Source organism: Tateyamaria sp. (assembly GCF_039940735.1).
Lineage (GTDB): Bacteria > Pseudomonadota > Alphaproteobacteria > Rhodobacterales > Rhodobacteraceae > Tateyamaria.
Genome location: NZ_JBDVGB010000052.1, coordinates 63,527 through 75,130, shown reverse-complemented (window position 1 = coordinate 75,130; position 11,604 = coordinate 63,527). Strand labels below are relative to the sequence as shown.

General features: G+C 55.6%; 13 protein-coding genes. 6 read left to right on the top strand and 7 right to left on the bottom strand.

Going from position 1 to position 11,604, the window contains the following annotated elements; genetic code table 11:
* Positions 1-160 precede the first annotated feature (160 nt).
* The gene (locus ABJF76_RS11175) at positions 161-694 is read right to left on the bottom strand and encodes a hypothetical protein (RefSeq protein ID WP_413819326.1); all 534 of its coding nucleotides are present in this window, start codon (positions 692-694) and stop codon (positions 161-163) included.
* Between the two features lie 132 nt (positions 695-826).
* Here ABJF76_RS11175 and ABJF76_RS11170 point away from each other — a divergent pair, with 132 nt between their 5' ends.
* Positions 827-1,240: a SufE family protein gene (locus tag ABJF76_RS11170; RefSeq protein WP_348412954.1), complete on the top strand. Its 414-nt coding sequence runs from the start codon at positions 827-829 to the stop codon at positions 1,238-1,240.
* 48 nt (positions 1,241-1,288) lie between these two features.
* Here the strand turns inward: ABJF76_RS11170 and ABJF76_RS11165 are convergent, their stop codons facing one another.
* Genes ABJF76_RS11165 through ABJF76_RS11155 form a run of 3 tightly spaced genes read right to left on the bottom strand, consistent with a single transcriptional unit; the run spans position 1,289 to position 3,205 of the window.
* Positions 1,289-1,936, bottom strand: coding sequence for a DUF1638 domain-containing protein (locus ABJF76_RS11165; RefSeq protein ID WP_348412956.1), 648 nt, complete (start codon positions 1,934-1,936; stop codon positions 1,289-1,291).
* Positions 1,927-2,472 (bottom strand): thioredoxin family protein, encoded by a 546-nt coding sequence (locus ABJF76_RS11160; protein WP_348412958.1) that lies wholly within the window; start codon positions 2,470-2,472, stop codon positions 1,927-1,929. Before ABJF76_RS11160 ends, ABJF76_RS11165 begins: the two co-directional genes overlap by 10 nt.
* Positions 2,473-2,503: 31 nt before the next feature.
* Entirely contained in the window at positions 2,504-3,205 is a 702-nt protein-coding gene (locus ABJF76_RS11155) for a B12-binding domain-containing protein (RefSeq protein WP_348412960.1), read from the bottom strand.
* A gap of 187 nt (positions 3,206-3,392) precedes the next feature.
* Between ABJF76_RS11155 and ABJF76_RS11150 the strand changes: the two genes are divergently transcribed.
* Positions 3,393-4,487 carry a PA0069 family radical SAM protein gene (locus ABJF76_RS11150; protein WP_413819325.1) on the top strand — a complete coding sequence of 365 codons (1,095 nt, stop codon included), beginning with the start codon at positions 3,393-3,395 and terminating at the stop codon, positions 4,485-4,487.
* On the opposite strand, the gene bmt is transcribed toward ABJF76_RS11150, so the two are convergent.
* The 3 genes from bmt to ABJF76_RS11135 all read right to left on the bottom strand — a co-directional run bounded on the left by bmt (position 4,484) and on the right by ABJF76_RS11135 (position 7,904).
* Positions 4,484-5,500 carry a betaine--homocysteine S-methyltransferase gene (bmt, locus tag ABJF76_RS11145; RefSeq protein ID WP_413822568.1) on the bottom strand — a complete coding sequence of 339 codons (1,017 nt, stop codon included), beginning with the start codon at positions 5,498-5,500 and terminating at the stop codon, positions 4,484-4,486. The two genes, ABJF76_RS11150 and bmt, sit on opposite strands and share 4 nt — an antisense overlap.
* A 39-nt stretch (positions 5,501-5,539) precedes the next feature.
* Positions 5,540-7,417, bottom strand: a complete 1,878-nt coding sequence (locus ABJF76_RS11140) for a phosphatidylglycerol lysyltransferase domain-containing protein (RefSeq protein ID WP_348412967.1) — start codon at positions 7,415-7,417, stop codon at positions 5,540-5,542.
* A gap of 166 nt (positions 7,418-7,583) precedes the next feature.
* A complete protein-coding gene (locus ABJF76_RS11135) occupies positions 7,584-7,904 on the bottom strand; it encodes a DUF1476 domain-containing protein (protein ID WP_348412969.1) in 321 nt (106 codons plus the stop codon).
* A 149-nt stretch (positions 7,905-8,053) separates the two neighbouring features.
* Between ABJF76_RS11135 and purC the strand changes: the two genes are divergently transcribed.
* From purC to ABJF76_RS11115, 4 genes are read left to right on the top strand one after another with little or no spacing between them, the layout of a single operon-like run.
* Positions 8,054-8,818: a phosphoribosylaminoimidazolesuccinocarboxamide synthase gene (gene purC, locus ABJF76_RS11130; protein WP_348412971.1), complete on the top strand. Its 765-nt coding sequence runs from the start codon at positions 8,054-8,056 to the stop codon at positions 8,816-8,818.
* Between the two features lie 57 nt (positions 8,819-8,875).
* Positions 8,876-9,106: a phosphoribosylformylglycinamidine synthase subunit PurS gene (purS, locus tag ABJF76_RS11125; protein ID WP_348412973.1), complete on the top strand. Its 231-nt coding sequence runs from the start codon at positions 8,876-8,878 to the stop codon at positions 9,104-9,106.
* On the top strand, positions 9,103-9,771 hold the full coding sequence (gene purQ, locus ABJF76_RS11120) for a phosphoribosylformylglycinamidine synthase subunit PurQ (RefSeq protein ID WP_348412975.1): 669 nt from the start codon (positions 9,103-9,105) through the stop codon (positions 9,769-9,771). Before purS ends, purQ begins: the two co-directional genes overlap by 4 nt.
* A gap of 37 nt (positions 9,772-9,808) precedes the next feature.
* On the top strand, positions 9,809-11,599 hold the full coding sequence (locus ABJF76_RS11115) for a sensor histidine kinase (protein ID WP_348412977.1): 1,791 nt from the start codon (positions 9,809-9,811) through the stop codon (positions 11,597-11,599).
* The last annotated feature ends 5 nt before the right edge of the window (positions 11,600-11,604 follow it).

The window sequence follows — 11,604 nt, the reverse complement described above, 5'->3', positions numbered from 1 at the left end:
CAGCCCTGTCTGGCTGGCGATCAGAAGTTTTCGGCGAAGACGCTTTGCGCCTTTGTGAAGGGCGCGTAGCGCTTGCCGCTGATGGCGCCGACGTGCGCATCATTTCTTTGGACTGATACTTTTTTACAGGTGCTTCAAACTGGGTCGCAACGCCGTTGGGTCAGCGGCGCGCTGTGGTTTGCGCGTTGCGTTCGCCTTCGACGCGGATGACGCGAACGTCTTTAAGATCATTATCTGACAGGCGTACGGCGGCGGTGACTGTGCGCACGCGCTGCGATGTGGTGCGGCGAAGCGCGCTGGGACGCTCGGCCTCTAGCCGGTAGGTCAGTACGCCTTCAACGGGCGTTGAATCTTCGGTCGCGGGCGTCAGTTGAACACTGTGTGCCCCGTCAAACGAAGAAATACCTGTGGCGCGAATGATTGCGCCGCCGGGGATGCGTTCGATCACCAAACCGCTGACTTGGTCGATGGGCTGGCCATTGTAGGCCGCAATGTCGTTGCGCAAAGATTTGAACAATCCCGTCCGGCGTTCTTCGGGAATCAACGGGTTTTTGGCGGCCTTTGATTCCCGTTGGATGGGTTCAGATTGGCTGCGACCGAACCAATTGGCAGGGTTTATGGGGCTGTCTCGCACAGTGGCACAGGCCGTTAAGCCAAGCGTTGCGATCAAAAGGCTGGTTGTCAAAAGGCGCATGGGGCACTCGCGTTAACTCTTGGGTCATTTGGTAGCGGATGTAGGCACGCTTGAAAAGCGCCCATTGCGACACTGGACCTTTGTCGTGCCAGCCCCTACGTCACGTGGTGAGTGATTGAACACGAGGTCCCAATGGCTAGCCCTGCATTCGAAGAGATTGTTGAAGATTTCGAATTCCTTGAGGATTGGGAGGATCGCTATCGCTATGTCATCGAGCAGGGCAAGGCGATGGAGCCGTTGGAAGATGCCTTGAAGGTGCCTGCGACCAAGGTCGATGGTTGTGCGTCGCAAGTGTGGCTGCATCCGGTGATCGAAAACGGGCAGTTTCATTTTGACGGCGACAGTGATGCGATGATTGTCAAAGGTCTGATTGCGCTGTTGCGTTCGCTCTACAATGGGTTGAGCCCGAGCGAAGTATTGACTGTAGATGCGCGGGCCGAGATGACCCGGTTGGGCTTGAACGATCACTTGTCGGCGCAGCGATCCAACGGATTGCGCGCGATGATTGAGCGTGTGCGGCTGGTTGCGGGTGCGCAAGAAAATTGAAGTGATTTTCTTGACATGGGGGCCAGCCCCCATACCCCCGAGGTATTTTTAACCCAAAGAAGAAGCGACTTGCGCGAGTGTCGTTTGCAGGTCGCCGTAACCCGTAAAGCGGCGTTCGAACTTTAAGCCCAGTGTTTCGGCGGCGCGTTTGGCCTTTTCGGTTAGGGCTGGGTCGTCGGTTTGGGCTTGATAGACGAGGGTGTCGTAATTGCCGAAATACATGTCCCGCAGTTCTGGGTGGCGATCAAGCCCCATGGGTTTGAGAATGAAAGCTTCGAACTGACGCACCAGGAAATCGGTTAGGTAAAATGCAGTGAATTCACTTTCACTTAAGCTTGCAAAGCGTTCATTTCCTTCAAAAAAGCTATAACAGTGCGGACCTGCGACCATTTTGACTCCAAGGTCTTTGCAGGCTGTTTCTAGCAATCCGCCAGTGCCGCAATCGGCGTAAACAACGAAGATATCGTCATAAGACGGGCGGTGTTTGGCCACGGCTTTGCGTACTTCGCATGTGATCTTTTCAGGGTAAAGGTGCAATTTGGCGGGCAGACAAGTGAGGTCCATATGGTCCCAGCCATTCGCCGCCTTGAGGTCCAGAATTTCGCGCGCCAGTGCACCGCAGGCGATCAAAAGGATGCGACCTGCACCTGTCGGAGACAGGCCCGTTTCGGTGAGTTGATCGTCGTTCAGAGCCACTTGATTGAACACCCGATACTTGCAGTTTGTTGTTTTGGGCCACGGCCCGTTGCCGCGATTTTGCGCATAGCATTGAGCAGGTCCGGCGTGCGGTGTGTTGGGTCGCCCATGGCTGCGTCATCCAACCGCCCTCGATATTGCAGGTGTCCGTCGCCATTGAAACCAAAGAAATCTGGTGTGCAAACCGCTTTGTAGGCACGTGCAACAGCTTGGTCTTTGTCCACGAGATAGGGGAAGGAAAAACTATGTGCGTTGGAAAACGCTTTCATCTGTTCTGGCGCGTCAGCCGGGTAGGCGTCGAAGTCGTTGGACATCACAGCCAACACGCCGAAACCTTCGTTCAACAGGGTTTGTGTATCCGCGGCCAAACGATCAGCGATGGCTTTGACGTATGGGCAATGGTTGCAAATGAACGCAATCAACAGCCCCTGATCAGTGAGGTGGTCGGACATGCTGTGGGTGACACCGTCAAAATCGTTCAAGGTGAATGCGGGCGCAGTCCAGCCAAGATCGCCGACGGGTGTGCCCTTTAGCATTGTTCCAACCCCACGTCCGTGGAGCAGGGCGTTACCCTGCTGCCACTTGGTTATGTTTGCGTGCGACGAATTCCTTGGCTGTTTCCACTGCCACAGCAGCGTCACGGCAATAGGCATCTGCGCCGATCGCTTTGCCAAATTCTTCGTTCAGAGGCGCACCGCCAACTAAAACGATATAGTCATCGCGGATGCCTTTTTCGACCATCGTATCAATGACGACCTTCATATACGGCATCGTTGTGGTCAAAAGCGCGGACATGCCGAGGATGTCGGCGCCTTCGGCATCGATCGCATCAAGGTATTTTTCGACGGCATTGTTGATCCCTAGATCGACAACTTCGAAACCGGCGCCTTCCATCATCATCGACACAAGGTTTTTGCCGATGTCGTGGATGTCGCCTTTGACAGTTCCGATCACCATTTTGCCAACGCGCGGCGCGCCGGTTTCGGCCAGCAGCGGCTTAAGGATCGCCATGCCACCCTTCATCGCGTTTGCGGCCAGCAACACTTCGGGCACAAATAAAATGCCGTCACGGAAATCGGCACCCACGATAGTCATGCCGCCCACGAGGGCCTTGGTCAGCACGTCGTACGGGACCCATCCGCGCGCGATTAGAATGTTCACGCCTTCTTCGATCTCCTCGCGCAAACCGTCATAGAGATCGTCGAACATCTGTTGGACAAGCTCTTCATCGTCGAGTTCTGACAGGATGATTTCGTCTTCGTCTGACATGGCCGTTCCTTGAAAATCGGGGCCGCAGCCCACGTACCTATTCACTATTTTATGGGTCAGAATACCGCAGCCACACTGTCCGGATTGCGACACACTTGAAGTCGTGCGCGACCTGCGCACTTACATGTGTTTTGATTTTACCACTGAGAGCCTGATTTGAAACTCTTTTCTGGAGTATGTTCACTTAATGTTCTACACTAAATTGATGAAAACTGACTTGCAGACCAAAACAGCCATCGGGCGGGGTGCGCTTAGCAATGCGGTGGGCCGTTTTGATGGCCTGTCGCGACACGGCCAAGACGACGGATGGGACCAATCCGAACCGTTGCCTGTCTTGCGCACTGAGGTCAGCATCGAACGACCACGGTCTTTGATTTCGTACAATCGGTCGCCTGATCTGCCGTTTGATCGTTCTATTAACCCGTATCGGGGGTGCGAACATGGCTGTGTTTATTGTTTTGCGCGCCCAAGCCACGCCTATCTTGGGATGTCGGCAGGATTGGATTTCGAAACCAAGCTGATCGCGCGTCCGGATGCACCAGAGGTGTTGCGCACTGAGTTGGGCAAACGATCTTACAACGTCGCACCCATCGCGATTGGCACCAACACCGATCCCTATCAACCTATCGAGAAAGAGCATGGGATCATGCGCGCTTGCCTTGAGGTGCTTGAGGACTGTGGCCACCCAGTTGCGATTGTGACGAAGGGTGCGTTGATTGAACGTGATATCGACATTTTGGGTCGTATGGCGCGGCGCGGTTTGGTGCGTGTCGGTATTTCGGTGACAACGCTAGATGCAAAGCTGTCACGGTTGATGGAACCGCGCGCGCCTGCGCCCGCGCGCCGTTTGGCCGTGATCCGAAGGTTAAGTGAGGCGGGTATACCCGTGCGCATTATGGCGTCGCCGATGGTGCCTGCGCTGAGCGACCCTGAATTGGAAAGCATTCTAAGCCAAGGCAAAGCCTGCGGCGCCCGCACAGCCAGTTGGATCATGTTGCGCTTGCCACAAGAGGTGTCGCCGCTTTGGCAGGAATGGTTGGCGCAACATTATCCGGATCGTGCGGCCCGTATTATGGCGCGATTGCGTGAAATGCATGGTGGGCAGGATTACGACGCACGTTGGGGGCATCGGATGCGCGGGGAAGGACCCTATGCACAGATGATCGCTGCGCGGTTTTCTTTGGCGATCAAGCGGTTGGGTCTGAAAGAACGCGCGCCTGCAATGCGCACCGATCTGTTTCAGAAACCGGTGGCCGACAGTGCCCAATTGACGTTGTTTTAGGCCACCCGGCGGTTGCCGCGCCGTTTGCGGGTTGGTGCCGTGTCTGCACCGGTGCCATCATTGGCGTACGAAAATGCACCCAGTGCCGCAACGATGGTTTCAAGCGATGGTGTCGGGCCTTTGGGCCGTGTGTCGAGCGATGCGCGCATGTGCTCCAAATGCTCAGGCGTTGTGCCACAGCACCCACCAATGATTGAAGCACCGCAATCGCGCGCAAGGGCGGTGTAATCAGCCATCAATTCCGGCGTGCCATCATAGTGGATATGACCGTGATGATATTTGGGGATGCCTGCGTTGCCTTTTGCAATCAAAGGAAATTCAGTGCCCGAGGCCGCAAATCCAAGCACGGTGCGCAGTAGATCTGACGCGCCCGTTCCACAATTTGCCCCAAAGGCCAGGGGCTGATTTGGCAGGCCCGCAACCAACAGCGCCATGTCAGTGCTGGTGACACCCATCATTGTGCGCCCGGCTGTGTCAAAGCTCATTGTGCCAACCCATGGCAGATCAGCCAGCGAAAACCCTTCGGCCGCGGCGGTGAATTCTTCGGGGGCGGAAATGGTTTCTAGCCAGCCAATGTCGGCGCCTCCAGCTTTCAAACCAGCGGCAGTTTCGTGAAACATTTCGACCGCGTCCGCATGGGACAAGGTGCCAACAGGTTCCATGATATCGCCCGTCGGGCCAACCGACCCAGCCACAATCACACGTCGACCCGCTGCATCGGCAACATCGCGGCCAATCTCGGCCGCCAATTTGCTTAGCTCAAAAGCACGGTGGCCTGCGTCGTGCAGTTTTAGGCGTGAGGCATTGGCGCCAAAGGAGTTGGTCAAAAAGATGTCGCTGCCCGCGTCCACAGCGCCTTTGTACAAGGCGACAATCTTTTCGGGTGCGGTTTCATTCCACAGTTCCGGCGCGTCACCGGCCATAAGACCCATTTCGAACAAGTTCGTTCCCGTCGCGCCATCCGCGAGAAGGGTGCCTTTTTCGGCCAACAGATCGGAGAAGGGGTTGGACATCGTAACTTCCTCGCGCGCACATGAATTATGCGTGCAATCTCACGTCGCTGTGAATGAAGCCAGTTCATAATTCTCATCAACATTATGAGTTGGCTGCGTGTCATGTACGGCAAGTGGTATTGGCCTTTGTATGGCGCGGGTGATGTCGATAAGGCCAAGGGTCAGAGCCCCCCAAGTGGGTGCGGCCGCGTATCTTGGTTTCCAAACTGGGGCGAAGCTGGATTTAAACTGACGCAACCCTGACCCGCCGGCGCGTGTTGCGACCTTTTTAGTAACCCAATGCCAGAATTTATGTTTCGGATCAGGGCAAGCGGGCGCTGCATCCAGCGAAAAGTAAAGCGCGCCAGCATTCTTTGCTGCAAGAATCGCCGTGTTTACAAGGCTATGCATTGCGCCATCGGGCATGTCTTTACTGTGGCGCATCACATCCAGTTGCCAAGTGTCACCACCATGGGTGGCCGTGATAAAGCCAACAAGGCGTCCCTCAAGATAGGCACAGGCCACCCATTGCTGAGACACGAAATGTGGGCAATAGCGCCCCATACTGCCGCCACGCGCGCGCCCATGTGCGGTTTGCCATTCGGCATCAACACGGGCCATGGCCGCGAAGGGCAGGGGATGACCGGCGCGAAGGATTACGTTTGCCTTTGCAGCATTTCGCAATTTTCGCCGCAAACCCCGATGCGCGGACGATGCGGTGTTGTATGATGCAAGGGGAACGATGGCCTCGTCTGCAATATGCAGGACCTTCCAACGTGCAAGGCGCGCGGTTGCGGCCATATGGGCACCGCATTTGTAAATCATCGGCAGCTGTGCAGTGTCTTTCGCCGTGTCTTTAAGATGCTGTAACGCGTCATTGCGTGTACCGGCAACGGGATCGCAGAATTGCGTCACGGTCTGTCCTGTGGGCCACAGCGCCAGCATGCTTTGCGCGCGGCGGGCCAATGTGCCACCATTTTGCGCAATCAAAGCTGAATGGTTCAGCCAATGGTGACTGGGCACGCGTCCGTCATTTTTTTGGTGCTTGGACGCGGCAAAGGGGCGCAACAATGCGATCCCGGCAATGGTCGCAGGCAATGCATAATAAATGATTCGATACCCAAGGATCGCAGCCATGATGTGCGTGGGGTCGCCCAAGGGCAAAGCGCTGATCAAGACCAGCTCAAACGGGCCAATTCCGCCCGGTGTGTTGGACACAAGACCACAACCCAAGGCGATTAAAAACAGCGGCAAGAAGGTGATAAAAGCCAAAGTTCCGGCAGGCAGCAAGATAAATAATGCGCCAGAGGCAAGGCTTGTATCAACCAACGCCCAAAACAGTATCGCCCCGCTGATGCGTAAGTTTGGCAGATGAACAGCGATCTTCATCCAATTGATTACAGGAAAGAAAATAAGCATAGCGGCCAGAATTGGTAGGCAAGCGACAACGGTCAAAGAAGGTATGAAAGTCCATTCTGGCGCGGGCATCACAATGCAAACAAGCGCCGTCACTATGGCCCAACAGACCACAAATGTTGCACAGACAAAGGCAGACACCCGCGCAGCCCCGGTCAGGCTTAAATCGCAAAGCATGCGCCAACGCGCTAAAGCCCCGGTGACGACTCCGAAGCCAAGCGTTTGCCCCAATGCAATGCCAATTGCGCCTGTAATGCGGGCACGGTTGTTCGAAATTCCAGTGCTAAGCGCGCGGTGCGCAAGGGCGTCATATTGGGCGACCGCCCAAAAACTACCGAGTGTAAATGTCGCAGCCATCACCCAGCGCCAAGGCGCAATGTCACCCAGTCGCGCAGGCAAAGACCGTAGGTGATCGACCGATATGTATTGCGCCAACAAAACGGCACAAAGCGCAAAGGCCCCCGTCGGCAAAGCTGCACGCATTAAGAATTTCATATGTGAAGACGCAAATGTGAAGCGCATTACCCCGAACCTCTGACCCAAAAAACCCCAAGGGCAGGGATAGGGATGCAGGTTCACTGAAACCTTAACGCGACACGTGTGAATGGCGACAAAACAAATAAAAACGCGCAGACCTAAATAGGCTGCGCGTCAAGAATTCACAATATAACTGATTAGGGTGGTCCGGTTAGCTTTTGATATCGTTCATCAATTGCGACTTGGCCTCAATCATCAACGACACCATCTGGCTGCGGATCGTTGCCTCATCCGCCAATGATCCCAAATCGCCAGAAACCTTACGATAGACGTCTTCGTCGCCGGCTTCTTCGAAGTCGGCTTTTACGACTTCGCCCGCATAAGCGGTTGCGTCATCGCCAGTTTTGCCCATCAAACCAGCGGCCCAAAGACCTAGTAGCTTGTTGCGGCGGGCTTCGGCCTTGAACTGCATTTCTGCGTCATGGGCGAATTTGTTTTCAAAGGCATTCTCGCGATCGTCTAGGGTGCTCATTTGGGTGCTCCGTTCAAATGTTCGTTGTTCGGGATATGTGCAGGGCGACCATTCCTTACAACCCCATTGCTTGCGGCAATTCCTTTGATTGCTTATGAGAGCGCAAGGCGAGGCAGACTCACCCGCAACGCCCAAGCGAAAGGACGCCCATGGCGCGACGCACAAAGATATATGAAGGCAAGGCTAAGATCCTGTATGAAGGTCCTGAGCCCGGCACCATCGTGCAATATTTCAAAGACGATGCTACTGCCTTTAATGCCCAGAAAAAAGAAGTGATCGAAGGCAAAGGCGTGTTGAACAACCGCCTAAGCGAGTTCTTCATGACCGGACTTGGCCAAATCGGCGTACCGACGCATTTCATCAAGCGTCTGAACATGCGCGAGCAGCTTGTGCGGTCTTGCGAGATCATTCCGCTTGAGGTCATTGTGCGCAACTATGCCGCTGGCACCATGAGCAAACGTTTGGGCATCGACGAGGGCACGCAGTTGCCGCGTCCCATCGTTGAATACTGCTATAAGGACGATTCTTTGGGTGATCCGCTGGTCACCGAAGAACATATCGCCGCCTTTGGTTGGGCCACGCAGCAAGATATGGACGATATCCTGAGTCTGGCTTTGCGTGTGAATGATTTCCTGTCAGGGGTCATGATGGCTGTTGGCATCCGCTTGGTCGACTTTAAGATCGAAATTGGCCGAGTTTATGATGGCGATTTTATGCGACTGATTGTGGCGGATGAGATCAGCCCCGACAGTTGTCGCTTGTGGGACATCGAAACCGGCCAAAAGCTGGACAAGGATGTGTTTCGCCGCGATCTGGGCAATCTGACGGATGCTTATACCGAGGTGGCGCGTCGTTTGGGCGTTATGCCCAAGCAATCCACAGGTCCAATCACAAAGCCGACGCTTATCAATTGAGCGTCGGGTTTTTGAGTATTTAAAGAACAATGAAGGCCAAAGAGTGAAGGGGTTCGCATGAAAGCGACTGTGCATGTGATGCTGAAGACGGGCGTTTTGGATCCACAAGGTGAAGCTGTGCGCCATGCGCTTGGGGCTTTGGGTTTTGAGGGTGTTGACGGTGTGCGTCAGGGCAAGGTTATCGAGCTTGATCTAGCGGATGGCACCTCTGAGGCGGATGTGAATGCGATGTGTGAAAAGCTGCTCGCGAACACGGTGATTGAAAGCTATCGGGTCGATTTGTCATGAAGGCGGCTGTGGTTGTCTTTCCCGGGTCCAACTGTGACCGCGATCTGGCTGTTGCGTTTCGCGCGGCTGGCGCCGAGGTCGAGATGGTTTGGCACAAGGACACAGCGCTGCCATCCGGTATCGACATCGTTGGTGTGCCGGGTGGGTTTTCCTTTGGCGATTATCTGCGCTGTGGCGCGATTGCGGCCAATTCGCCGATTTGTCAGGCTGTAAAAGGCCACGCGGATCGGGGCGGATATGTTTTGGGCGTGTGCAACGGATTTCAAGTGCTGACCGAAACCGGCATGTTGCCGGGTGCGTTGCTGCGTAATGCAGGGCTGAAATACATTTGCAAAACCGTTGGCTTGCGCGTCGAAACTTCGCAGTCAGCCTATACCGAGGGTTACAATGCCGGCGACGTGATCGATATTCCGATTGCGCACCATGATGGCAACTATTTTGCCGATGACGCCACGCTGGATGCTTTGCATGGCGATGATCGCGTGGCGTTCCGTTATACGGACAATCCCAACGGGTCGATGCAGGACATTGCCGGCATCTTGTCTGAAAACCGTCGCGTCCTTGGTATGATGCCGCACCCTGAACGGGCCGCCGATCAAGGCCATGGTGGTACAGACGGGCAGGCGTTGTTCCGCTCAGTTACATCGCAATTGACCGACGCATGACTTGAGAGCTGGCCTGCGCGCATCTATGATACGCGCGATGAACAGCATCGTGAGCTCAGCCAGAGGCAGCCCAAAGCATCGCACCACAAGCTGGCGCGTGCGCCTTGCGCTGGTGCTTTTGACGGTTGTGGCGGTGTCCACGGTTTACTTTACCAATCGTCTGCTGACCGACCGCTTTACCGAAACAACGCGCAATCGCGCAGAACTGCGGTTGGCGCTGTATTCCGGCAACCTGTTGAGCGAATTGCGCCAGAACGCCATTGTCCCGCAATTGCTGGCCCGCGATCCGACTTTGATTGGCGCGCTCAATTCGGCGGATTATCAACAATCGACCCAGCGGCTGATTTCCTTTGTTGAAGAAATCGGCGCGGCCAATCTTATTCTATTGGACGTCGAGGGGCGCGCGGTGGCCGCCACGGATCGAAATCGTTTGGGATCGAACCACAGCCTTGAACCCTATTACAAAGAGGCTCTGGCCGACACTGGCACGGTTTTCACGGTCGCTCCGCGTGAAGGGGGCGGCTTTGCCTTTACCTATTCGCGCAAGGTCATGTCGGGCGGCGACGTTTTGGGCGTGATCGCGGTCGAAGTGGATTTACAGAAATTCGAACGGGCTTGGGCAGGCATATCGGCGGCGGTCTTTGTGACGGATTCGGCGGGTCAGATCGTGCTGGCGACAGAACCACGCTGGCGCGGGCGCATCGAAGAAGACGCGCTTGAACGTCAAACCCCGCAAAGCGCTATCGAACGCGCCATTCGCGCAACGGCTGATTGGACGGCGTTACCCGCCGATGCCTATCTGCAAGGCGAAGGCGTGATGCGGTTGGATTCGCGCATGGCCTTTCGCGGCTGGAGCATCGCGTCTTTCACCACATATGCGTCGGTGCGTGAACGTGTGAACGGGGTGCTTGCGCTTGAGATTATGGGCTTTGCCCTTCTTCTGGCGCTGGCGTTTTATGCGCTTAGCCGACGTTCGGCCCTGCGGTTGGCGCTCTCAACGCGCGAGTCAGCAGAGCTTCGCCGCTTGAACGTCCAGCTACAGCGGGAAATCGCCGAACGAAAACGGGTTCAAGAAGACCTTGCCGTGGCCGAACAGACGCTCGAACAGTCCTCAAAATTGGCTGCCTTGGGCGAGATGTCGGCCGCTGTCAGCCACGAATTGAACCAGCCCCTTGCGGCGATGAAAACATACCTTGCCGGTGCGGGTCTTTTGCTGCGCCGCAATCGCCCCGATGAGGCGTTAGTGAGCTTTGGACGCATCGATGATTTGATCGAACGGATGGGGGCGATCACCCGTCAGCTCAAATCCTATGCCCGCAAAGGTCAGGACGTGTTTAGCCCTGTAAACATGGGCGATGCGCTGGCATCATCACTGTCGATGATGGAACCGCAACTGCGCCAGCGCCGCGTTCAGATAAACCGCGTTCTGCCCCAAGATGCCGTCGAGGTGATGGGGGATCGTTTGCGCATCGAACAGGTGATGGTGAACCTTTTGCGCAATGCCATTGATGCCACCAAAAGCACCCGCGATCCGCAGGTCGATATCTTTCTGTCAGCGGGCGAAACGGCCACCCTTACGGTGCGTGATAACGGCCCCGGTATCGTCGATCTTGATGCGCTGTTTGAACCGTTTTACACCACCAAGCAGCCCGGAGACGGTGTTGGCTTGGGGCTTGCCATCTCGTCCGGCATTGTCAACGATCTGGGCGGACGGCTGACAGCTCGTAATGGGCAATCCGGTGGTGCAGTTTTCGAAATGCAGCTGCCGATCCTAAGCGAAGATGCCAGCGAAGACGAGACAGTCAAAAAGATTAATGCGGCGGAGTAAGCCCA

Bases quoted from the DNA above. Each gene is read 5' to 3' on its own strand.
- ABJF76_RS11170 (WP_348412954.1), top strand. From the start codon at position 827: ATGGCTAGCCCTGCATTCGAAGAGATTGTTGAAGATTTCGAATTCCTT.
- purQ (WP_348412975.1), top strand. From the start codon at position 9,103: ATGAAGGCGGCTGTGGTTGTCTTTCCCGGGTCCAACTGTGACCGCGAT.
- ABJF76_RS11160 (WP_348412958.1), bottom strand. From the start codon at position 2,472: ATGCTAAAGGGCACACCCGTCGGCGATCTTGGCTGGACTGCGCCCGCA.
- ABJF76_RS11150 (WP_413819325.1), top strand. From the start codon at position 3,393: ATGTTCTACACTAAATTGATGAAAACTGACTTGCAGACCAAAACAGCC.
- ABJF76_RS11155 (WP_348412960.1), bottom strand. From the start codon at position 3,205: ATGTCAGACGAAGACGAAATCATCCTGTCAGAACTCGACGATGAAGAG.
- ABJF76_RS11115 (WP_348412977.1), top strand. From the start codon at position 9,809: ATGAACAGCATCGTGAGCTCAGCCAGAGGCAGCCCAAAGCATCGCACC.
- purS (WP_348412973.1), top strand. From the start codon at position 8,876: ATGAAAGCGACTGTGCATGTGATGCTGAAGACGGGCGTTTTGGATCCA.
- ABJF76_RS11140 (WP_348412967.1), bottom strand. From the start codon at position 7,417: ATGCGCTTCACATTTGCGTCTTCACATATGAAATTCTTAATGCGTGCA.
- bmt (WP_413822568.1), bottom strand. From the start codon at position 5,500: ATGTCCAACCCCTTCTCCGATCTGTTGGCCGAAAAAGGCACCCTTCTC.
- ABJF76_RS11175 (WP_413819326.1), bottom strand. From the start codon at position 694: ATGCGCCTTTTGACAACCAGCCTTTTGATCGCAACGCTTGGCTTAACG.
- purC (WP_348412971.1), top strand. From the start codon at position 8,054: ATGGCGCGACGCACAAAGATATATGAAGGCAAGGCTAAGATCCTGTAT.
- ABJF76_RS11135 (WP_348412969.1), bottom strand. From the start codon at position 7,904: ATGAGCACCCTAGACGATCGCGAGAATGCCTTTGAAAACAAATTCGCC.